The sequence below is a fragment of the Fluviicola sp. genome (assembly GCF_029266855.1).
In the GTDB taxonomy this organism is placed as follows: Bacteria; Bacteroidota; Bacteroidia; order Flavobacteriales_D; family Crocinitomicaceae; genus Fluviicola.
Map to the genome: position 1 here is coordinate 97059 of NZ_JAQSWB010000010.1, position 23750 is coordinate 120808.

Annotated in this window: 21 protein-coding genes; 18 read left to right on the forward strand and 3 right to left on the reverse strand. The window is 40.3% G+C overall.

What is annotated here, in order from left to right; all coding sequences use genetic code 11:
* Positions 1 to 10: 10 nt before the first annotated feature.
* Positions 11 to 1018, reverse strand: coding sequence for a PhoH family protein (locus K0S23_RS17455; protein ID WP_300360056.1), 1008 nt, complete (start codon positions 1016 to 1018; stop codon positions 11 to 13).
* A gap of 101 nt (positions 1019 to 1119) precedes the next feature.
* On the opposite strand from K0S23_RS17455, the gene K0S23_RS17460 reads away from it, so the two are divergent.
* The 13 genes from K0S23_RS17460 to K0S23_RS17520 all read left to right on the forward strand — a co-directional run bounded on the left by K0S23_RS17460 (position 1120) and on the right by K0S23_RS17520 (position 16086).
* Entirely contained in the window at positions 1120 to 1968 is an 849-nt protein-coding gene (locus tag K0S23_RS17460; protein ID WP_300360057.1) for an SAM-dependent chlorinase/fluorinase, read from the forward strand.
* Between the two features lie 4 nt (positions 1969 to 1972).
* Complete coding sequence (locus K0S23_RS17465; protein ID WP_300360059.1) at positions 1973 to 2296, forward strand: antibiotic biosynthesis monooxygenase family protein; 324 nt, start codon at positions 1973 to 1975, stop codon at positions 2294 to 2296.
* Positions 2297 to 2413: 117 nt separating this feature from the next.
* Entirely contained in the window at positions 2414 to 3169 is a 756-nt protein-coding gene (locus K0S23_RS17470) for an ABC transporter permease subunit (RefSeq protein WP_300360061.1), read from the forward strand.
* A gap of 4 nt (positions 3170 to 3173) precedes the next feature.
* Positions 3174 to 4982, forward strand: a complete 1809-nt coding sequence (locus K0S23_RS17475; RefSeq protein ID WP_300360063.1) for a Gldg family protein — start codon at positions 3174 to 3176, stop codon at positions 4980 to 4982.
* Between the two features lie 5 nt (positions 4983 to 4987).
* Positions 4988 to 6025 carry a hypothetical protein gene (locus K0S23_RS17480; RefSeq protein WP_300360065.1) on the forward strand — a complete coding sequence of 346 codons (1038 nt, stop codon included), beginning with the start codon at positions 4988 to 4990 and terminating at the stop codon, positions 6023 to 6025.
* A gap of 98 nt (positions 6026 to 6123) precedes the next feature.
* Positions 6124 to 7242, forward strand: a complete 1119-nt coding sequence (dnaN, locus tag K0S23_RS17485) for a DNA polymerase III subunit beta (protein ID WP_300360066.1) — start codon at positions 6124 to 6126, stop codon at positions 7240 to 7242.
* 98 nt (positions 7243 to 7340) lie between these two features.
* Entirely contained in the window at positions 7341 to 8069 is a 729-nt protein-coding gene (locus K0S23_RS17490; protein WP_300360067.1) for a DUF4476 domain-containing protein, read from the forward strand.
* A 138-nt stretch (positions 8070 to 8207) separates the two neighbouring features.
* Complete coding sequence (gene paaA / locus K0S23_RS17495) at positions 8208 to 9155, forward strand: 1,2-phenylacetyl-CoA epoxidase subunit PaaA (RefSeq protein ID WP_300360069.1); 948 nt, start codon at positions 8208 to 8210, stop codon at positions 9153 to 9155.
* Between the two features lie 12 nt (positions 9156 to 9167).
* Positions 9168 to 9455, forward strand: a complete 288-nt coding sequence (paaB, locus tag K0S23_RS17500; RefSeq protein ID WP_300360070.1) for a 1,2-phenylacetyl-CoA epoxidase subunit PaaB — start codon at positions 9168 to 9170, stop codon at positions 9453 to 9455.
* A gap of 97 nt (positions 9456 to 9552) precedes the next feature.
* Positions 9553 to 10305 carry a 1,2-phenylacetyl-CoA epoxidase subunit PaaC gene (paaC, locus tag K0S23_RS17505; RefSeq protein ID WP_300360072.1) on the forward strand — a complete coding sequence of 251 codons (753 nt, stop codon included), beginning with the start codon at positions 9553 to 9555 and terminating at the stop codon, positions 10303 to 10305.
* Positions 10299 to 10787, forward strand: coding sequence for a 1,2-phenylacetyl-CoA epoxidase subunit PaaD (paaD, locus tag K0S23_RS17510; RefSeq protein ID WP_300360074.1), 489 nt, complete (start codon positions 10299 to 10301; stop codon positions 10785 to 10787). The genes paaC and paaD overlap by 7 nt, the downstream gene beginning before the upstream one ends.
* Before the next feature lie 278 nt (positions 10788 to 11065).
* Positions 11066 to 15055, forward strand: a complete 3990-nt coding sequence (locus K0S23_RS17515; protein WP_300360076.1) for a gliding motility-associated C-terminal domain-containing protein — start codon at positions 11066 to 11068, stop codon at positions 15053 to 15055.
* Positions 15052 to 16086 (forward strand): PorP/SprF family type IX secretion system membrane protein, encoded by a 1035-nt coding sequence (locus K0S23_RS17520; RefSeq protein WP_300360077.1) that lies wholly within the window; start codon positions 15052 to 15054, stop codon positions 16084 to 16086. The genes K0S23_RS17515 and K0S23_RS17520 overlap by 4 nt, the downstream gene beginning before the upstream one ends.
* 115 nt (positions 16087 to 16201) lie before the next feature.
* Here the strand turns inward: K0S23_RS17520 and pruA are convergent, their stop codons facing one another.
* Positions 16202 to 17830 carry an L-glutamate gamma-semialdehyde dehydrogenase gene (pruA, locus tag K0S23_RS17525; protein ID WP_300360078.1) on the reverse strand — a complete coding sequence of 543 codons (1629 nt, stop codon included), beginning with the start codon at positions 17828 to 17830 and terminating at the stop codon, positions 16202 to 16204.
* A 135-nt stretch (positions 17831 to 17965) separates the two neighbouring features.
* On the opposite strand from pruA, the gene K0S23_RS17530 reads away from it, so the two are divergent.
* Positions 17966 to 19231, forward strand: coding sequence for a tetratricopeptide repeat protein (locus K0S23_RS17530; RefSeq protein ID WP_300360079.1), 1266 nt, complete (start codon positions 17966 to 17968; stop codon positions 19229 to 19231).
* Here the strand turns inward: K0S23_RS17530 and apaG are convergent.
* On the reverse strand, positions 19224 to 19616 hold the full coding sequence (gene apaG, locus K0S23_RS17535; RefSeq protein ID WP_300360081.1) for a Co2+/Mg2+ efflux protein ApaG: 393 nt from the start codon (positions 19614 to 19616) through the stop codon (positions 19224 to 19226). The two genes, K0S23_RS17530 and apaG, sit on opposite strands and share 8 nt — an antisense overlap.
* 206 nt (positions 19617 to 19822) lie before the next feature.
* On the opposite strand from apaG, the gene paaE reads away from it, so the two are divergent.
* The 4 genes from paaE to K0S23_RS17555 are packed head-to-tail and all read left to right on the forward strand — an operon-like array spanning position 19823 to position 23575.
* A complete protein-coding gene (gene paaE / locus K0S23_RS17540) occupies positions 19823 to 20893 on the forward strand; it encodes a 1,2-phenylacetyl-CoA epoxidase subunit PaaE (protein WP_300360082.1) in 1071 nt (356 codons plus the stop codon).
* A 2-nt stretch (positions 20894 to 20895) separates the two neighbouring features.
* Complete coding sequence (locus K0S23_RS17545) at positions 20896 to 21969, forward strand: 2Fe-2S iron-sulfur cluster-binding protein (RefSeq protein ID WP_300360084.1); 1074 nt, start codon at positions 20896 to 20898, stop codon at positions 21967 to 21969.
* Positions 21962 to 22633 carry an SDR family oxidoreductase gene (locus K0S23_RS17550; RefSeq protein ID WP_300360085.1) on the forward strand — a complete coding sequence of 224 codons (672 nt, stop codon included), beginning with the start codon at positions 21962 to 21964 and terminating at the stop codon, positions 22631 to 22633. Before K0S23_RS17545 ends, K0S23_RS17550 begins: the two co-directional genes overlap by 8 nt.
* Before the next feature lie 6 nt (positions 22634 to 22639).
* The gene (locus K0S23_RS17555; RefSeq protein ID WP_300360086.1) at positions 22640 to 23575 is read left to right on the forward strand and encodes a tRNA-dihydrouridine synthase family protein; all 936 of its coding nucleotides are present in this window, start codon (positions 22640 to 22642) and stop codon (positions 23573 to 23575) included.
* Positions 23576 to 23750 lie beyond the last annotated feature (175 nt).

Sequence of the window (23750 nt, forward strand, 5' to 3'; positions counted from 1 at the left end):
TTTGGAACTTTTATTTTTTTCTCGGGTTTGATTTTGACTCTTCCTCTTGTTCTTTTTCAAATCGCTTAGCTTTCTCGATCGCTTCAGCTTTATCAAACGCATCAATGATTCGTTTAACCAGTGAATGCCGGATCACATCGCTTTGAGTCAGGCGGATAATTTCTATTTCCTCCACATCATTTAAAATATCCAGTGCATAAGACAACCCGGATTTTTGACGATGCGGTAAATCCACCTGAGACATATCTCCCGTGATCACGAACTGTGCTGTTTGCCCCATACGTGTCAGGAACATTTTCATCTGCATCACCGTAGCATTTTGCGCTTCATCCAAAATAACGAATGCCTTATCCAAAGTTCTACCGCGCATGAAGGCCAAAGGAGCAATTTCAATGATTCCGAACTCGATCATATCGGCCAGTTTCTCCGGCGGGATCATATCCCGAAGAGCATCATATAATGGCATTAGATACGGATCCAGTTTCTCCTTTAAATCTCCCGGAAGGAATCCCAGGTTTTCTCCCGCTTCTACCGCAGGCCGTGTAAGAACAATCCGCTTTACTTCTTTTGCCTTCAAAGCACGAACCGCCAAAGCAACAGCAGTGTATGTTTTCCCTGTTCCGGCCGGACCGACCGCAAAAACCATATCACTTTTATTAACTGCCTGAACCAATCTCCGCTGATTCAGTGTTTTCGCTTTGATCTTTACTCCGCCATTTCCATGAACCAATGTTTCAGTACCATCCGAAGAAAGCATAGCAGGACCATCGTCCAACATGAGATTGTCGATGTTATTCTCAGTTAATATATTGTATTGGTTAAAATGAGCCAGGATCAATTCAAACTTGCGTTCAAACTCCTCCATAACTTCAGGGTCTCCGACAATAGTCAACTCGTTTCCGCGTGAATTGATCTTCAATTTTGGAAAAAAAGACCGAATGTGTTTCAAATTTGAGTTGTTAACTCCAAATAATTCAGCAACATTGGCCCCGTTTATTTCAATTTTCTTCTCTGTCAATGTGAATAAATCTTTTGTTTGTAAGTTCCGGTTGTATTATTAACCCGTATTTTTGAAACAAATTTAATTAATTTTTCAACGGATACAGACAGGTTTATCAAATGAGAATTATCACTTTGACAACTGATATGGGATTGACTGACTACTACGTAGCGGTTCTAAAGGGAAATTTATTCAAATTAGCCCCTCAAGTTTCTATTGTCGATATTACTCACCAGGTACGTCCGTTCGACATTGCAGATGCAAGCTATTATATCCAGGCCTCGTTTCATGAATTCCCGGAAGGAACGATCCACATTATAGGAGTAGACAGCGAACCCATTATTAATTCAAGTAATGGCGCTTACCCAAGCATCATGCTTTTCAAAGGACATTATTTCATTTCCAACGACAACGGGATTTTCGCCCTGATCTTAAAAGATGAAAAACCGGAAGGCTTCTGGAGAATTGACAATGTGCTTTCCAATCCGAAGGGACTTCGTTTTCCGGTAAAAAATATTTTTGTTCCGACAGCAATCCGGATTCTAAACGGAGAAGCACTCAGCGACATCGGTTCCGAAGAAAGCTCCTGGCGCGTTGCTCATACTGTGAATGCCGTTATTGAAGAAAATTTAATTAAGGGTTCAATCGTTCACATCGATCATTACGGAAACGCCATCACGAATATTACCAAAGAAATCTTTGGCAGATTCGAAGACGCGCCGTTTACCATTCTATTTCGAAAACGCGAATATTACATCGACGAAATTTCAAGCACATACAACGATGTTGCTCCCGGAGAACGACTGGCATTTTTCAACGATAACAACTTACTGGAAATAGCGATAAACAAAGGCGCAACAGGAAATGGCGGCGGAGCAGATTCACTTTTCGGCCTTCGTATTCACGACCTGGTTCGTATTGAGTTTACACCACGCGGATCTGCAAAAACAATTGATTCATTATTTTAATCACATGCTTACACGAATTGTTAAACTGACATTTCAGGAAGAAAAAGTAAAAGATTTCCTTGCATACTTTGATACGATAAACACCCGAGTGAGTAATTTCGAAAACTGTTACGGAATGCGCTTGCTGCAGGACATTCATCACCCCAACATTATTTTCACCTACAGTAACTGGAAGGATGAAAATGCGTTAAACAACTACCGGGACTCCGATTTATTCGGGGGAGTTTGGTCCACCATTAAACCATGGTTTGGCGGGAAACCCGAAGCATGGAGCGTAGACGCCTATTTTGAAGACGGTTCTTTTACACCCAACCATCTCGCAGATTAAACGTTTATAGCTACTCAAAAGCAAGGGGAAGCACTGCTTCCGACGACATTCACGTAAGTGAATAGAATTTAGAGAGATTCTCAATATTGTTCTTATTTTTGCCGAAGTTAATTAGATATGAAAGCACTTTACTGGAAAGAGATCAGGAGTTTTTTAGGCTCAGTTATCGGATACATTTTCATCGTCATTTTCCTGGTGTTTACCGGAATCATGCTCTGGCTTGTCAGCGGACCGTCAAACTTACTGGAAGGAGAAGAAGCAGATATGATTCCTTTTTTCAACGTAGCACCTTATGTTCTGTGCGTGTTAATCCCTGCGATTACCATGCGTATGATCGCTGAAGAACGAAAAAGCGGAACGATCGAACTGCTTTTCACCCGACCGATTACCGACTTCCAGATCATTGCCGCAAAATATCTTGCGGGTGTAACACTGCTCATCATCTCGCTCCTTCCTACATTAATTTACTACTACAGCATGGTGAGTCTCGGAGCAGATTCCTTCGATGAAGACGGAGTAGCCAAAACTGTTATTGATGAAGGAGCTACTTTCACTTCTTACCTTGGACTAATTTTATTAGGTTCCTGTCTGATCGCAATCGGCATCTTTTCCTCCGCAATTACCAGTAATCAAATTGTTTCATTCATTATGGCGATGTTCCTTTGCTGGTTATTTTACGACGGTTTCGATCAACTCGGGTCCTTTAACCTCATGGGTGATTTTGACTTTGTATTTCAATATTTAGGACTCTGGTCCCATTATACAAGTATCAAAAAAGGAGTAATCGACACGAGCGACCTTATTTATTTTTTCGGGATGATTGCAATTTTCTTAGCTGCAACCCTTACAGTTGTTAAATCTTTGAAACGTTAATCCGATGGCTGAAAGTAATGGCAAAATAAAAAAATTCTACAACTGGATTTTACTTGGTATCATTGTAGGTGTAGTAATATTCCTGAATATTATCGGAACTTTCGTTTACAGCCGGGTCGATATGACTGAAGATGAGCGTTACTCGCTTTCATCCGGATCTATTGAGTTTCTCGAAAAAATGAGAGAAGACGGCAAGAAAAACAATAAAGTAAACCGTTTGTACCTGAAGATTTACCTGGAAGGAAAACTTCCGGCAGAAATCAAACGATTCAGAAATGCAATCGAAGATAAACTCGCCGAATTCAAGGAAATTGCAGGAAATCGTATCGAATACGAATTCATTGACCCATTGGAAGGAACAGAAGCAGAACAAAACAGTTTGTTTCAAATCCTCTACAATAAAGGAGACGGAATTATTCCACTGGAGATCGTTTACCAGAAAGACGGTTCACAAACCCAAATGACCCTTTGGCCGGGAGCAGAAATCGAATACGAAGGTTTTACCAAAAATTACATCCAGTTGTTACCGGGTTCCCCTCAGGGACAACCTGTGCAATTATCCAAAGAATTCTCAGAAACAACTATCCAGAATTCGATCAATAACCTGGAATACATGTTGATTTCAGCTTTGAGACGAACCATTCAAAAACAAAAACCACGTATTGCTTTCATTGGCGGACATGGAGAATTGCGTTTTGCAGAGACACAGCGGGTTCGCTCTTTGCTGGAGCCCTATTATTCTGTCGAAGACCTGGTCTTAAATGATTCATTGAGAGCACTGGACGGTTTTACCGGTGCAATCATTGCACGACCTAGAACAAGTTATTCAGATAAAGATCTTTACATTCTCGATCAGTTCGTCATGCGCGGCGGAAGGCTGATGTGCTTCTTTGACAAACTTACTTTCCCCCAGGATTCATTGAACCTGACAGGAGTGGTAAGTACCGTAAGAACGGAACTCGGACTGGACAAAATGCTCTTCGATTACGGGATCAAAACCAATGACAATTACATTATGGATGTAAGGTGCGCACCTATTCAGACCCCATTTGCAAAGCAAAGTTTATTGCCGTGGTTCTTTTACGTTGCCGCCACACCTACCAAACATCCGATCGCACGGAACATCGAGCCGGTTATGCTTCGTTATGCTTCACAGATTCAACTGATCCCGGGTGAAACCAGATTGGTGTCGCCGGTTCTTACCAGCTCAACCAATTCACGTGTTACCGGCATGGCTCCAATGATCAGCCTTGCAATACCAATGAATTATGGAAAAGTTCCTGTTCTGGCAGATAATCCGACTTCAGAACGAAATAAAATCTGCATTGCCGGTTTATCAGAAGGAAAATTCGATTCCCACTTCAAAAACCGTTTGATCGACGAGTTTGCGAAAAACCCGGAATCCGGATTCCTTACAAAAAGCCGGGAAGAAGGAAAAGTAATGGTTGTAGCAAACGGTTCTTTCATCGCTAATTACTACGACTCAATGCCGAATAAGACAGGAAAGATGATGTACCGACCGATCTCATTCAACAACTTACGTTACGATGAGGTAATGGCACAAATGCGTATGCAGCCCCTGATCTATGGAAACCAGGAATTTTTCCAAAACATGGTGGATTATATGATGGGAGATAACTCGGTATTGGATATCCGCAGCAAACAAATTGATATTCATCCTATTGACAAAGAAAAAGTAAAGGATCAACGCACGAAATACATGCTTATCAATATTGTTCTTCCTTCATTTTTCATTATTTTACTGGCAATTTTATTATTCTACTTGCGTAGACGACGTTACGCACGTTCTTAAGTTATATGAAAAGAATTATCATCATCATTTTAGGAGTTTCACTTTTAGTGATCCTTGGAATTTTCACCTCCCGTTTAATCAGCAAAAAGGGGAAATCAGACGAACAGCTTGCAGCTTTCAACTTCGAAATAAAAGATACGGCATCAGTCAATAAGATCATTATTACCGAACCAAACGGAATGGAAATGACCCTGATCAGATCCGGAAATCAATGGACAGACGATAAAGGTGGGTGTGTACAACCCGTTCAGGTATTCAATATCCTGGAAGCTGCCTACAATGTTCGATTCAAAGGTTACGTTCCTGAAAACTCTGTAAAAACAGTCATTAACCGTATTTCAACTATCGGGATCAAAGTTCAGTACTTTCAAAATGATGACTGGACTAAAACATGGTACATCGGTGGCTCAACGGCAGATCACCACGGAACTTATATGCTTGTAGAATCTGCTGAAGCGGGAAAAAGTGATTTACCGGTAATTGCCGAAATCAAAGGAATGAAAGGAATCATTGAACCACGTTTTTTTGCTGATGCGAGAAAATGGCAATGTTCGGGAATTTTCACCTATCAAATGCAGGACATTGCTGAGGTAAACGTGAAATTCACCGAAAGACCTGACAGAAGTTTCGAGATCCGCAAGATCAAAAATGCATATTTAGTGAAATACGGAGGTAAGTTTTTAACAAGTCTCGACACCAACATGGTTTACCGTTATTTACTGAACTACAAACGGGTAAATTTTGAAAATCCTAATTACGAGTTGAACGACAAGCAACTTGACAGCCTCAAAAGGTCCAAGCCATTTTGCGAATTGAGAGTTCGCACAACGAAAGGCGAAAAGAAGAAATTGAGAATGTTCAGAATCAAGGCTACTGGTGATGCTGAAGTAGATGATTTCGGAGATAAAGTAACTTACGATATTAACAGATTTTGGTGTGAACTGCCGGACGGACAAGTGGTTAAATGTCAATATTTCGTCTTCAATCCTTTAATCATGGGGCATATCTATTTCAATCCGAATAGGTACGCGACAAATCCATAAGGTTAATATCTCGTTGAAAACTGTCGGGAAAGAGTTGCCTTTTCAAGGATTCATCGGGTTAATAATTGGTATATTTGCTCTCGTAAATAACCAATAGTATGAATTTTATCGTATCAAGTACGAATTTACTACGTCATCTTCAAAGCATTAGCGGTGTTTTAAGCACCAGTAATACTTTGCCGATCCTAGACAATTTTTTATTCAACATTACAGACAGTCAATTAGTCATTTCAGCTTCTGACCTGGAGACAACGATGCAAACAACTATGGAAGTTGAGGCAACTGAATCCGGCAAAGTAGCAATTCCGGCTAAGATGCTTTTGGATGTATTGAAAAATCTTCCGGATCAGCCATGTACTTTCAAAATTGATCCGGCTTCATATGGAGTTGAGATTGTTTATGATAACGGTAAGTCCAAGATGGTAGGGTTCAACGGGGAAGAATTCCCTAAAACTCCTGCTATTGAAAACAGTACAAGTATTCGTATTTCAGGTGAAATCATTTCAAGTGCAATCAACAAGACGCTTTTTGCAGCAGGAAATGATGATTTGCGCCCGGTAATGAGTGGTATGTACTGCCAATTCAGCCCTTCGGACATTACATTTGTTGCTACGGATGCTCACAAACTGGTTAGATACCGCAGAACAGACGGTCAGGCCACAGGAGGTTCCGCATTCATTCTTCCCAAGAAACCATTGAATTTGTTGAAATCAAATTTACGTGGTGACGAGGAAGTTCAGGTGGAATACACGGATTCCAACGCGATATTTACTTTTAATGACATCGTTTTAATGTGTCGCCTGATTGATGGGAAATATCCGAACTATGAAGCTGTAATCCCAAAAGAAAATCCGAACATCTTAATCGTGGACCGTTTACAGTTTTTAGGAGCAATTAAACGCGTTTCGATCTTTGCAAACAAAACAACTCACCAGGTAAAACTAAAAATCGCCGGAAGTGAATTGAATGTTTCTGCTGAGGATTTGGATTTTTCAAACGAGGCAAATGAGCGTTTAACCTGCAATTACGACGGAACGGATATCGAAATTGCATTTAACAGCAGGTTCTTAATGGAAATGTTGAATAACATCGATGCACCGGAAGTAAAAATCGCGATGAGCGAACCGAGCAGAGCAGGATTATTAATGCCAAACACCTCCGAAAACGAACACGAGGATATCTTAATGCTGGTAATGCCGGTAATGATAAACAGATAATAATCAACAATTTAATAAAAAAATAGGGGCGGAAAATTTTTCGCCCCTATTTTTTTGGCACGAATTTTATTATGCTCTAATTATTAAAATTCAACGTCATGAAAAAGATCTACTTCACATTCGCACTCGTACTTTTAACTTGTACATTCGCACATGCTTCTGAATTGCTTTTGCGTATTAACAGAAAAGGACAATTCATTGTCAGCGCATCCAGTCAAACGCAAACAAACAACTTTAATACCTATCAGTTTTACAATTTATACGGTGGAACGACCCAGGTGAAAGTTGTTGATAAACTTAACGGACAGGTCATTTTCAAGAACAACCTGCATATTCCGGAAGGTTATCAGTTAATTGCAGAATTGGATATTTACGGAACAATGACAATCGTGGCAAATAATCCGCTGGCAAATTCCAATGGAGGCTGGAGCAATAACGTAGGAACCATCAATTACGGAAACGGGAACTACAGTGGAGGTAACCAAAACAATCACTGTGGAACTTATCCAAACTATCAGGGAGACGGATACTATAACCAGGGACAAAGCACCAACAATTATTTTAATCAGTTCGTGACTAGTTTGAGAAATGAAAGTTTTGACAGCAACCGTTTGCAAAACGCAAAAGTATACGCGGCAAAAACAAACCTGTCTGCAAACCAGATCAAAGAGATCGCTGCAACCTTCACTTTCGACAGCAATCGCCTGGATTGGGCAAAAGCGGCATACGGCAGCTGTTATGACAAAGGGAACTATTTCTTACTAAGAGAAACCTTTACTTTCTCTTCAAGCTACAGCGACTTACAAGATTATATCAGCGTACAATAATCCAAACCAATTTTGATGCATTCATCAAAATAAATCCAATACCAACCCGGAATGTCGAATCTCTTTAGGTTCGACATTCCTTTTTTATACAGCTAAATTGACCAAAATTCACTATCTTTGATTCTCATAACTAGCTATATGAAAGAACAAAATTTAGCCGATTTGGAAGCTGCATTTAATGAAAAGCTGAAGCAAGATATCCGTATCGAGCCGAAAGACTGGATGCCTGATGCTTATCGCAAAACATTAATTCGCCAGATTTCACAGCATGCACACTCTGAAATTGTTGGAATGCTTCCTGAGGGAAACTGGATTACACGTGCGCCGAACTTAAGACGCAAAGCTGTTTTATTGGCAAAAGTTCAGGACGAAGCTGGTCACGGGCAATACCTGTATAGTGCAATGGAAACCCTGGGCTTTTCTCGCGAACAAAGCATTGATGATATGCATACAGGTAAGGCGAAATACTCTTCTATTTTCAATTATCCGACATTAACATGGGCAGATATGGGAGCAGTTGGCTGGCTGGTTGACGGAGCGGCCATCATGAACCAGGTGCCATTGTGCCGGACTTCATACGGTCCGTATGCTCGTGCAATGGTTCGTATCTGTAAGGAAGAATCGTTTCACCAGCGCCAGGGATATGAGATCATGTGCACGTTGATGAAAGGATCTGAAGATCAAAAAGCGATGGCACAAGATGCTTTGAATCGTTTTTGGTGGCCGGCATTAATGATGTTCGGACCAAGCGATGCAGAGTCAACTCATACTCAGCAATCAATCGACTGGAAAATCAAAAGACATACAAACGATGAATTACGTCAAATGTTTGTTGACGCATCCGTTCCTCAGGCTCAATTAATCGGGCTAACAATTCCTGATCCGGATTTGAAATGGAACGAAGAAAGAGGTCATTACGATTTTGGGGAAATTGACTGGGAAGAATTCAAACAAGTAGTTAGCGGAAACGGACCTTGTAATGCCGAACGTATTGCAGCAAGAGTGAAAGCAAAAGAAGAAGGCATGTGGGTAAGAGAAGCTGCTATGGCATATGCCGAAAAGAAAAAAGCAAAAAAAGCATCTTAATATTATAAAGAAATGGCAGGAAAAGAGTGGCCTTTGTGGGAAGTTTTTATCAGAAGTAAACAAGGCTTGAACCACAAACATGTTGGAAGTATTCATGCGGCAGACGCCGAAATGGCTGTTGAAAACGCACGTGATGTTTATACCAGACGCAGTGAAGGAATTTCAATTTGGGTAGTTGAATCTTCCCAGGTATTTGCTTCAGACCCTGCAGATTCCGACGCATTATTCGAACCGGCAAACAGCAAAATTTACCGGCACCCAACTTTCTACGAGGTTCCTGATGGTGTTGGACACATGTAAGATTGATTTTAGGACTCTATGATTTTAAGACATCAGGACTTTTAAAGTTAGTTCCTGTCTTAATATCCTAAAATCCTAATATCCTAAAATCCATTGAATGAAAAACAACTTATTTACATATACATTACGCATAGCTGATGACAGCTTAATTCTGGGTCAAAGACTTTCAGAATGGTGTGGTCACGGACCAATTATCGAGGAAGATATTGCTTTGACGAATATCGCACTGGATCTGATCGGTCAGGCAACAAGTCTTTTGGAATATGCCGCAGTCGCTGAAAACAAAGGCAGAAGTGCGGATGACCTGGCTTTCTTACGATTTGAAAACCAGTATTTCAACACCCAATTGGTAGAACAAAAAAATGGCGATTTTGCCGTTACGATTGTTCGTCAATGGATTTTTGACACCTTCAGGCTTCCATTTTATGAAGCTCTGCAACATTCTTCAGATAAACAACTTGCGGCAATTGCAGAAAAATCCTTAAAAGAAACCAAATATCATTGGAAACATTCTTCCGAATGGATTATTCGCATGGGAGACGGGACAGAAGAATCCAATAAGCGCGTAAATGATGCACTTATTTTATTGTGGAAATTTTCCGATGAGTTATTCTACATGGATGATGTTGATAAGGAATTGATCTCCCAGGGAATTGCAGTTGATTTAGAAACCCTTCGTCCGGCATTTAATGAGCGAATCCACTATGTATTGCAGCAAGCAACTCTTCAATTACCGGATTCGAAATGGAAATTAAGTGGCGGAAGACAAGGAAGACATACAGAGCATTTTGGTCATTTAATTGCAGAAATGCAGTATATGCAGCGTGCTTATCCGAATATGGAATGGTAAATGAAACTACCATATGGCAATATTTAGAAGAAGTACCGGATCCAGAAGTTCCGGTACTTTCGGTTATTGATCTGGGGATCGTTCGATCAGTGAAGGTCCTTTCGGACAAAGAAGTCGAAATCACAATTACTCCAACTTATTCAGGCTGTCCGGCCATGAATTATATCGAAAAAAACATCCGGGAAGTACTTGGTGAAAAAGGGATCGAAACCATTCACATTCAAACAGTTCTTTCACCCGCTTGGACTACCGACTGGATGAGTGAGGCCGGTAAAGAAAAGCTATTGGCTTATGGAATAGCCCCACCGGTAAATGAAGTTGATAAACTGGTTTTATTCGGTGATTCTCCGATTGTTAAGTGCCCGCAGTGTTCTTCCGAAAACACGAGAATGCTCAGTCAATTCGGCAGTACCGCCTGTAAAGCACTTTACCAGTGCAACGATTGCCTGGAGCCTTTTGACTATTTCAAATGTCTGAGATAAGTGATTAAATTAAAAGGTTTTAGCCATTGTGTTATTTGCAGGTTACGCTTCGTAGCTTACCATATTCAACTAGTACAGTATCAAATATTTATTATCAAAAATGCGTATCTTTACGCCGATTGATTAGTCAACTACACATTTATGAAGATGAGCTTTACCAGTATGCAAGTTATTGATTTGTTGTCTAATGAGTTATCTCAAGACACTGTTTCAATGACTGCAACTCGTCGAAACACCAAGGCCACCGGTTTACATTTTGAACTTAATTTTTTCATCATATGATCAGATTAGGTTTTTTAGTAACGTGTTTTTCTTTATTCCTGAATCATTCTCTTTTTGCTCAGGTTCCAACTTCTCCGCCGGCGGGTACAGTCATTACACCAAGTTCCGGTACTTCATTCGCATACGCTTTGACCGGGGGATTGACTTATTCACATACCAACACATCCTGGCCAGCTTTCAATACGAATTGTTATGCTTTTGCCTTAAACGATACCTTATTCAATGCAATCAACGGTTTCAACCCTACTCCTTCGGGGGGAGCGTGTACAGGAATGTCAAGCCTGGTTTACAATGCCGGAATGTCAAACCTGGTAACAGGGACAATCGTGTATACAGGAATAACAAGTTATCGTTATCAAAATATTTCCAGTGCATTTGTTGTTAATAATGCTGTTCCGGTTCGTGCTACAATAACATTTTCAAGTCCTGTAACCTATTATCCGAATAACACATTTGTGGTACCCGTAACGGGAAACTTTTCATATTCCGTTATTTACGAATGTTTATCCCCAACCGATGCACAGTATACCAGCGGATCGGGAAATACCTGGACACCTTCAAAGACCTTGTTCAATAATATGATCACAGATCCCAATAATTCGATCTGTGTGAATTTTACTCCCGGTACCTTTACTTTGAATACTGTAAGCGCAACTACTTCACCAACCGGGATTATTTGTCAGGGAGGAAACATTCAACTAACCGGAGGTGGAACAGGAAACAACCTGACTTTCAACTGGTCCGGACCGAACAGTTTTAGCAGTACAAATTCAAACATAACAATCAACAATGCCAGTGCAAGCAATTCCGGAACGTATTTTTTAACAGTAACAGATGACATCGGCTGTTCGAATACAGCACAATCAGTAATCAATGTCCAACAAGGGCCTGTAGCATCTGCAGGAGGAACTTCCGTAATCTGTGTCAACACTACAGCGACCGTTAGCGGAGCCTCTTCAGCAAATGGAAGTATTTCCTGGACACATAACGGAAGTGGTTCTCTCTCAAACGGGAACACTTTAACTCCAACGTATACCCCATCTTCCTTTGATGCCGGAAATACAGTAGTTTTAACATTGACGACAACCAGTAATAATTCATGTGCTCCCGATAACGCACAAGCTGTTTATAATATCATTGTCGAAGGAAATCCAATAGCAGTTGACGGTGTGACAAGCTCTATATGCTCAACCACTAACTTTACGGTAACTACCGCTAATGCACAATTCGGGGCAATCAACTGGACACATAACGGGAATGGAATTTTGACGAATGCAACTTCTGCATCACCTACTTATACTCCAAGTCCTCTGGACGATGGAAATACAGTAGTTTTAACTTTAACCGTTACAAGCAGCAATTCCTGTGCACCCGCAGTCGCACAGGCATTTCATGTAATAAATATTACGCCACTTCCCCAGGCAGTTTCCGGTGGTATGGCTACAGTATGTCAAAATAGCTCCGTAACGATTTCCGGTGCAACCGCCAATTATGGAACAATCAATTGGAGTCATAACGGATTTGGTTCCCTGACTAATCCGACGTCAATAAATCCAACCTATACTCCTACTGCAGGAGATTTGGGAAACATTGTCACTCTCACGATGACAGTTTCCAGCAATAATAGCTGTGCTCCGGCAATTGCAACTGCAGATTTTTCCATTACAGTTAACGGCTTACCAACTGCAACCGTTTCCAACTCATCCAATATTTGTTCCACTTCCAGCGCCACCGTTTCAGGCGTATCAGCTGCAAACGGGACCTTTTCCTGGACACACAATGGAAATGGGAGTTTAATTAATTCAACAAGCTTAACCCCAACATACACTCCAACGGCATTAGATGTCGGGAATACTGTATCACTGACATTGACCGTTTCAAGTAATAATACATGTGCACCTTCATCTGTAACGGCAATTTATACCGTTAATGTAAATCGTTTGCCAACAGCAACTGTTGGAAGTAATGTTACAATCTGTGAAAGTACTTCTCATGTTGTTACTGGAGCTTCCTTTAACTATGGAACAGCCAACTGGGTTCATAACGGATCAGGAACAATAACGAATGGAAACACCAGTTCTCCAACTTATACTCCAGGCCCTTCAGATGCTGGAAACTCTGTAACTTTGACATTGAATGTCACAAGTAATAATGCTTGTGCACCATTGGTAGTTAGTAGTCAATTCAGTTTAAATATTCAACATGCACCCGTTGCCCTGGCCGGAGGTACTACTACTGTCTGTGTTACATCCACCGCACCCGTAACCGGTGCAACCGCAACTTACGGAACGATTAATTGGACGCATAACGGTGGTGGTTCATTAACAAACCCAACAGCTTTAGGACCTGTTTATAATCCTGTAGGATCTGACATTGGAAATCCGATCACACTGACTCTAACAGTAACCAGTACCAACAGTTGTGCTCCTCAAACGGCATCAGCAGTTTATACTATTAATATTGATCCGCTTCCTTTAGCTATTGCCGGTGGTTCAGCAACGATTTGTGCAAATGGCAGCGGAACTGTTTCCGGTGCTGTGGCAATAAATGGAACTTGCAATTGGACCGGGAATGGTTTGGGTTCAATTTCTGATCCAACGACCACAACACCCACTTATTATCCATCCCTAAGTGAGGTGGGGAGCATTGTTACTTTAACGATGGAAGTATTAAGTAATAATACCTGTATTCCTGCAACGAGTCTTGCTACTTATTCTTTTATAATCGATGGTCCGCCGTCTATTCAGAATTCGAATATTCAGGATACACTCTGTCCGGGAGCTACAAAAACCGTTGAAGGAATAATAACCGAATACGGAACTTCTTCCTGGTCACACAATGGGACAGGAACTCTCATTAACGGCAATACGAACTCACCAAGCTACACAGCAGGTCCGGGAGACCTGGGGAATATAGTAACATTGACATTAACAGTTACCAGTAATAATACGTGTGCACCTCAAACCGCGGTGTCAACTGTTCAAATCTATGTAAAAGCGAGTGCCAACATTCCAAATATCAACCTCGTCAGTATGACACATGTCCGCTGCAATGGTGATCAAACCGGAAATATTATTTTGAATATTACAGGAGGAGCCTCACCCTATACCTATGCATGGAACACAGGTTCAACAAACCAGAACCTGACAAACATACCCGAAGGCATTTATTATCTTGATGTTACAGATCACCATGGGTGCCTTGCTACCGATACTTTTAAAATAAACGAGCCAGCCGAATTAGTTTATACCGCGGTCATTATTCCTGTAAACTGTTCCACCTCTACTAATGGAAGTATTACAGTTTCAGCCTCCGGCGGAGTTGGCCCATATAATTACACATGGCGCGATCTGGATGAAGACTCCCCTCAGGTCACTCAACTTGCAGCAGGCACTTACAAAGTCTCTATCAGTGATGCGAATGGTTGTAGCAGAACAGAATTTATAACTGTTGGTACATCAGGATCATTAATTGTGGAAGCGTCACCGGAGGTTGTGAGTGTAAACATTGGAACAGAAATTCCGTTTACCGTCACCGGGGCAACGAGTTATCAATGGTCTCCGGATCAGTATTTATCTTGTGCCGACTGTGACAATCCCTTATGCGTCCCATCTTCATCAAATAATTATATTGTTACGGGATCTAACCCGAACGGATGTACCGGATTTGATACGGTGATCGTGAATGTTTTTGTGGACTGCCACAATTTGGCACTACCAAATGTCTTTTCTCCAAACAACAGTGGGCCGCAAGCAAATAACACTTTTGGCTTATTGGGAACTTTACCGTGTTTGGAAACCTACCAATTACTGATTTTCAATCGTTGGGGAGAACAGGTTTTCGAAACACAATCCACTGATCTTCTCTGGGATGGAACATTTAAAGGTCAACCCCAAAATTCCGGTGTTTATTTTTATCGTCTCGACATGAAACTCGTTAATGGTGAAGAAGTTAAAAAATCAGGTAATCTTACATTAATCAGATGAAAAAGATTTCCGTTTACATATTACTTCTGGCTCAGGTCATTGCAAAAAATGTTTCAGCTCAGGATACTCATTTTGCCCAAACCGAGTATGCACCAATGCTGTTAAACCCAGCTTTAACGGGAGCTTTTTCCCATATGCAGCTTATTGCAAATTATAGAAATCAATGGAATAGCATTGCTTCTCCATATCAAACTATTGCGGCTTCTTTTGATATCCGTTTACAGCGTATGGATGCGGATAACAATAGTTTTGTTGCACTTGGATTAAACTTTTTCAATGATGTGGCCGGCGATATGAAAGTGACCACCAACCAATTTAACCTGGATTTGGCATACCATCTTAAAATGGGCAGATACAGCGTCTTAAGAATTGGTGTCTACGGCGGAATGAATCAGCGTATTTTGGACCCCAACAGGGGAAACTGGGCGAGTCAATTCGATGGGAATGCGATTAACTCCGGTATAGCAAGCGGTGAAAGTTTTGGTTCCTACAATCACGTATTTATGGATGCAGGTGCCGGAATTGCCTATACTTTCAGAAAAATGAAATATTCCGTAAATAATAATATCAATAACAATGTAAATTGTGGTCTTGCGGCTTACCATGCCAATCAACCGTCATCATCCTTCATTTCATTGCCACAGGATAAACTGGCAATGCGCATCTCGGGGTTCATAAATAGTTCGTTCAACGTACCCAACACACCATTAGCTGTACAACCAGCCGTTTACATGCAATTTCAGTCGAAGTATTCGGAAGTTATGTTTGGAACTTATTTGCGCTACAATATTCGTGAAGCTTCGCATTTTACCGGATCAATCAAACCGGTTGCCGCAGCACTCGGGTTATTTAGCCGTTACAAAGATGCTTTTGTTGCAAAGGGATATTTTCAATTCCATCAATTCTCTGTTGGACTTGCCTATGATTTTAATCTTTCCCGTCTGACCCCCGTATCAAAATCCCGCGGTGGATTTGAAGTTTTTCTTCGCTTCAATTTAGATGACCGATTGAATAACCCGTCTCTGTGGTGATTTAACTAAGGATGAAAAGATTCAAAGTTTAAACCTTCAATTTTAGCATAAAAATCACAGTAAATTAAAAAAGGCATCTTTCGACGCCTTCTTCTCAATTAATTATTATCATTTCCTATCCCAAGAATGGATATTTGTAATCAGTCGGTGGAACGAATGTTTCTTTAATTGTTCTGGCAGAAACCCAACGCAATAAATTCATTGCTGCTCCGGCTTTATCATTTGTTCCCGAACCTCTAGCACCACCGAATGGTTGCTGACCAACAACGGCACCAGTAGGTTTGTCGTTAATATAAAAGTTTCCTGCAGCATTTTCAAGCGCTTTTGTAGCCACCTGAATAGCATAACGATCATTCGAGATAATAGAACCTGTCAGGGCGTATTCAGAAGTCTCATCCAATAATTTCAAAGTCTCCTCGAATTGGTTTTCAGGATACACATAAATCGTTAAAACCGGTCCGAAGATTTCCTCACACAATGTTCTGAATTTAGGATTTGTAGTAACAATCACAGTTGGTTCAATGAAATATCCCAAGGATTTATCGTATCCGCCACCAACGATGATTTCCGCATCAGATTGTGCTTTTGCATAATCAATAAACCCTGCAATTTTATCAAAAGCACGTTCATCGATTACCGCATTAATAAAGTTGGATGAATCTTCCGGGGAACCCATTTTGAATGATTTCACCTGGTTCACCAAAATTTCTTTTACTTCCGCCCAAAGATTCGATGGAATATATGAACGGGAAGCCGCAGAACATTTTTGTCCCTGGAACTCGAATGCCCCCCTGGATAAAGCGGTTGCTACTTCAGCCGCATTTGCACTTTTGTGAACCATTACGAAGTCCTTTCCTCCTGTTTCACCAACGATACGCGGATAAGCTCTGTAATTTTCAATATTGTTCCCGATTTCTTTCCACAAATGGCGGAAAACTCCGGTTGAACCCGTAAAGTGTAAGCCAGCCAAGTGTTTGCTTTTGAAAATGACATCTCCGGCAACGGGCCCATCGACAGAAATCATATTGATGACTCCATCCGGAACACCAGCTGCTCTGAAAACTTCCATAATCACTTGTGCAGAATACATTTGAGATTCAGCAGGTTTCCAAACGATAACGTTACCCATCATCGCAGGAGCTGCGCATAAATTTGCTGCAATTGACGTAAAATTGAATGGTGTAAGAGCAAAAACGAATCCTTCCAAAGGACGGTATTCTAATCTGTTCCACATACCAGGCAGTGATTCCGGCTGATCCTTGTAAATCTGCGTCATATATTGAACGTTGAAACGGAAGAAATCAATCAATTCACAAGCCGCATCAATTTCTGCCTGCATTACATTCTTGGATTGCCCCAACATCGTTGCAGCATTCATTTTATTTCTGAAAGGTCCGGCAAGTAAATCTGCTGCTTTCAAAAAGATTGCCGCACGTTGTTCCCATGGTAAATTCGCCCATTGTTCACGAGCTTTCATCGCAGCATCAATAGCCATCGAAACATGTGATGCATCACCGTAATTGAAATGTCCCAACACTTTCTTGTGATCGTGCGGAGGAGACATCGGTTTTTTATTATTGGTCTTAACCAATTCAGAACCGATATACATCGGGATATCGATTGGTTCCTGATTCAGGAGTTTTTTATATTCAGAGATCAAAGCTGTATGCTCGGAACTTCCCGGAACATAAGCCTTCACTGGTTCATTAATTGCTTTAGGAACCGTAAATAACGCGTTTGACATAGTATACATTTTTGCATTACAAATGTACACATAATGCTTTGAGTTCAAGCATCAGATTCAAGGCATATTATTGAACTTCCATGGTTAATTCAAAAGATTGTTCTTATGTTTGGTATATTGTATTTAAACTCACTTATGAAGATTCTGGTATCCATTATTCTTTTTTCAGCGTGCTCTCATTTCTGGTCATTCGCTCAATCCTATGATTATAAAAAACAATGGGAACTACTAAACAAAGGGAATGAAAGTGAGCGAATTGAAGCCGCTAAAAAGCTAAGTCTGTATTATCAATCAGAATCCATTGATTCGCTTCGGATGGTTGGTGAGACCCTCTTCTTTTATGGAATAGACAATCATTATCAGCCTGCCATTGAATTCGGGAAAATAACACTCGCCGAGTTTTATGTTATGAACGGCCGGATAAATGATGGAATTGTGATGGCTAAAGCAACACTTCCAAGCTTGCAGGAACGAGGTGACATGGCATTGTTGAGTAATGTATGCAGAATCATCGCTTCCGGTTATCGAAAACTGGATGATGGAAATTCTTCCATGCTCTGGGCAAAAAAAGCTATTGCATATAATAAGGACAACATAGAGTCAACTGATAAAACAGAAGGGATTATTTCTTTGGCTGAAGCATATCTTTTGCAAAACAAAGAGAAACTGGCTATTAAAACATACCAGGATTATATTTCAAAAGCTGTTAAATCAAAGAATTATCGTGGATTAAGTACAGCTTATGCCCGTTTGGGTGATATTTACAGGATTTCAGAAAAATTCAGCCTGGCAGAAAAGTTTTTTAAGCTTTCATACCAAATGGCCCGGAAAACAAACCTGACTTCTCCAAAAGCACATGCTTTAAACAACCTGGCCATCGTTTATTTTGAAAAAGGAGATACGACAAATGCACGGGTTCACTTCCAAAAAGCTTTGGTATTAAGGGAATCGGTAAATGACGTGAAATCCATTTCAGAAAGTTTATATAATCTGGGAGATTACCATTTTTATATCGAACAATATTCAAAAGCACTTTTTTGGTATCAGAAATCGACTGACCTGGCTAAAAGAAATTCACTCCTAAAAGAAGAAAAAGATGGTTTATTGGCAATTGCACAGGTCTACAAGGAAATGCAGCAATTTGATGAATCTACCAAACATTTGGAACAGGCGATTGCCATTTCAGGTGACCTAAAACTCCAGCAGAGTTCAGATGATGAAGATCTGACAAACCTGCAACATGAAATTTGGAGGACTGACTTTGAGGAATTTAAAACGGCAGAAATTAAGAGTGAATCTTCTTTCCAGGTTTACCTGCTTTTAATCGCTGTAATCGGCTTGTCTATCGCTGTCATTTTATTGTTCATTAAACTCAACAAAACCAGGAAACAATTTAATTAAGTTTTCCCGGGAAATTCAATTGAAAAACAGGAATATCAACTTTGAACAGCTGCCCCGTTTCTATATTCTTAAAGGTATAAAACCCATGCATGGAGCCCATTTCCGATTTCAATTCACAACCGCTGGTATATTGATATAATTCTCCTGATTCCAATACGGGCTGTTGTCCGACAACACCTTCTCCACTCACGTGAATCGTTGGATTCAGGGAATCAAAAATAAACCAATCGCGATGAAGCAATTGAACAGTGAACTGATTTTGATTTTCAATATCAATTCGATAGCTGAAGAAATAACTTGAGTCCGTAGTTTGAGAAACATCTGCCCGAAACTGAGTGGAAACCCTAATCAAAACTCCTTCCGTAAGCGCGGTTATCTGTGTCATATTTATTGCACTTGTGACGAAGAAAGTTAGTGACTTAAATCAAGGTAGGCAAATTTTTCACATTTTTTATTGAACTAAATTCTCAAATCTCAAGCTGTCAGCTGATTCCAAAAAATAACTAATAATGGAACAATCTGATGAAAGTCACCTAAAATATCTACTGTTCAAGACGAATTAAATTCTATTTTTGTACTCAAAAACCAGAAATGACTCCGAAGTTTCATCCTTTAGTTGTTCAAGATGTCCGAAAGGAAACTGATGACACTGTTTCAATTGCTTTTGAAATCCCTTCCGATTTAACAAATGATTATCAGTTTGTTTCCGGTCAATACATTACCATTCGTAAGATAATGAACGGGGAGGAACTCAGACGTTCTTATTCAATTTGTACTACACCGAAAGATGGTGAATTACGGGTTGCTGTGAAGCGTGTGGAAGACGGTCAGTTTTCTTCTTGGGCAACAACGGATCTGAAGTCCGGAGAAGTTTTGGATGTAATGACTCCTAGCGGGCATTTCCAACTTCTTCCCGAAATTTCAGCTTCGCGAAATTATGCACTTTTTGCAGCCGGTAGTGGAATTACACCTATTATATCAATTGCAAAAACAATCCTTTCGGAGGAACCAATGAGCACCGTAACGCTTGTTTACGGTAATAAGGGCTTTGCCAGCATCATTTTCAGAGAGGAATTAGAAGCTTTAAAGAACAAATACATTAATCGCTTTCAATTAATTCATGTCCTAAGCCGCGAAAGTTTGGGAAATCCACTTCAAAAAGGTCGAATAGACAAAGAAAAAGTGGAGTTGATCGGGCGAACTTTACTTCGGGGTGAACACATTGATGCAGTCTACACTTGCGGACCGGAAGATATGATCCACGCCGTGAAGAATGCAATGATGGAATCAGGTGTTCCGGAAAATAAAATTCATTTCGAATTATTTGGAACAAAAACGGCGGGCTCCCAAACCAAAATTATTGTTCCGAAAGATCAGGACGTATTGGCCAAAGTGACTATCATTTTGGATGGAGATCATATAGAAGTAGATTTAAATACAGCCGGTACATCTATCTTGGAAGCAGGTTATGCTGCCGGGGCGGATTTGCCATTTGCATGTAAAGGCGGTGTTTGCTGTACCTGCAAAGCTAAAATATTGGAAGGAAGTGCGGTGATGGATGTCAATTACGCACTTGAGAAAGATGAAGTGGAAGCAGGCTATATTTTAACTTGTCAGGCGCATCCTACTTCAGAAAAATTAACAGTATCATTTGACGATTAATTATGGGCTTATTTTCTAAATTCAAGAAAGATTCAGGTTCGAAGAAACTTCGTTCCGGAATCGTTACAGTTGCAAATAACGAGCGAATTACAGCCGTAGGCAGTCGTATTCATTTTGAAATTCCCGCTGATTTAAAAGATCAATTTGTTTATGAGCCCGGACAATACGTAAATGTCCATGTCAGCTTGAATGGAACAAAATACAGCAGATCCTATTCTATCTGCAGCGGACCAAACGAGAAACACCTTGCAGTTGCAGTTAAGGCAATTGACAAAGGTCTTGTTTCGAATTACCTTGTAAATGAATTAAAGGCCGGAGATCAAATTGAATTGGATTTTCCTTTGGGAAATTTCAAACTTGATCCAAAAGCTCCAAATATTGTGTGTTTTGCTGCCGGGAGTGGAATTACTCCATTCATGTCATTTGCAAAATCATTAGGCGAAAATCAGAAAATGCGCTTGATTTATGGGAATTCAAAAATGGATACCGCATTCTTCATTGATGAGATTAAAGCATTTCCCAACGTTACTTCTACTTTTTTCTTTAGCCAGGAAAAGAATGAAGGCCACCAGGAGGGTAGATTGGACAAACAACATGTAAGCGAATTGATTAAATCCGAATTATCTCTTCTCAGAGCAGACGGATTTTACATCTGTGGTCCTGAAGAGATGATTATGGGAATCCAGGAAGTCTTGAATGTCTTTGGAGTTGCAAAAGAGAAAATTCACTTCGAATTATTTACCACTCCTGTTTTGATGAAACAAGAAGAGACAACAGTTGTTGGCGTATTTAAAGGAGTTTCTCAGGTAAGTGCTATCCTCGATGGAGAAGTTCAGCGCATTGAATTGAGTACAAATGGGAAAAGTATTTTGGATGCACTGGATCAATCGGGAATGGATGTTCCTTATTCTTGTAAAGGAGGTGTTTGCTGTACATGCAAAGCTAAAATTATAGAAGGAAGTGCACAAATGACCATTAACTATGCTTTGACGGATGAAGAAGTAAAAGAAGGTTATATTTTAACCTGCCAGGCACATCCGACAAGTGAAGTTCTTAAATTGGATTTTGATGTCTAAGAATGTTTTAGTGATCGGGGCAAGCCGGGGAATTGGTAAAGAATTAGTCAAACAATTTGCTGATAAGAACCTGGAAACTTTTGGTTTTGCCAGAAGTCTTCAAAATGCTTCTGAAAACAACATTCATTTTATCCACCTGGATTTATTAAGCCCAACAATTAAGTCTGACTTTGAAAAAGCTATTTCAGGGATCGATCACATTGATTACTTAATTCACAATGCCGGTTTTATTGCGGTAAAGCCTTTCCTGGAGTTATCCCGGGAAGATATTCAAAACTGTTACCAGGTCAATGTGATGTCTGTCATGGAAATCACTCAAATTTGTATTCCTAAAATGAAACCAGGAGGGCATATTGTTATGATCTCCTCCATAGGCGGGTTCCAGGGAAGTTCCAAATTTCCCGGTTTAGCAGCATATTCTACCTCAAAAGCAGCATTGGTTTCATTAACAGAATTACTTGCTGAAGAATTTAAGAATTCAGGAATCTCTATTAATTGCTTATGCCTGGGTGCGGTTCAAACCGAAATGATGGAAGAGGCTTTTCCAGGATATAAAGCTCCTCATCAGCCAGACGAAATCGCTGCATTCATTGTAGATTTCACATTGAATCATGGAAAATACTTTCATGGGAAAATCATTCCTGTGAGTGTTTCAAATCCTTAAACCGGTATGCAATTAGCCTTAGCGCCTTTGCAGACATACACTGATTATCATTTTCGAAATGCACACATCGCCATTTTCAAAGGTGTAGATAAGTTCTATGCCCCTTATCTAAAACTAAACAATGACGGAACCATTAAAAACGCTCCGAAAATTGATATTCTTCCTGAAAATAATCCCCGGATAAACATCATTCCTCAACTCATGGCATGTAGTGAGCAGGAGTTTTTTACCATGTCAGACTATATTGAAGACCTGGGTTATTCAGAAGTAAATTGGAATATGGGATGTCCTTATCCAATGGTTACAAACAGAAACCTGGGAGCCGGGATTCTAAACAAACCATCTGATCTTTTCAAACTCTTTGACACTATATTCCCAAAACTTAAAATAGGATTAGGTGTTAAGATGAGAATGGGACTTGAGAGTACAGCTGAGATTCTCGAGATCCTTCCACGATTAAATGATTATCCGTTAACAGAAATCATCATTCATGCCCGTTATGCCAAGCAATTATATAATGGTGGCTGTGATCATGAGCGGTTTATGGAATGTATATCCCTGACGAATCACTCATTAACATATAATGGTGACATTACAACTAATGAAGAGTTTGATTTTCTGAGAACTAAATTTTCAACTGTTCAATCCTGGATGATAGGACGAGGGGCAATGGTTAATCCCGGTTTGTTTGAAGAAATCAAGTTTGGAACGATTGATTCCGGTGATGTATATCGCAATAAACTCATGCTGCTTTCGGAACACCTTACAAACAGTCTTTTGAACTGCAATCCGGATAGAGGTTATGCCTTGAGTAAAATGAAATCCTATTGGGAATATCTCAGCGAAAGTCTTTCGGATGGAAACCAGTTGTATCGAAAAGTAAAAAAGGCAAAAGACATTACTGAATTAACAGATCATTTGCAGTACTTCCTGCTTGATTGAGTGGCTTGCGCTTTATCCCCACAAATCTTTCCCCATTTTAATTTCGCATAGTTAGTCTTCCCTCAGATTACTTCCTAAGAAAAACACATAAACGCAAAAAACCCCATCCGAAAAACGGACAGGGTTTTGTTAAAAGTGGCATCGACTTACTCTCCCACCCTCAAAAGGGCAGTAC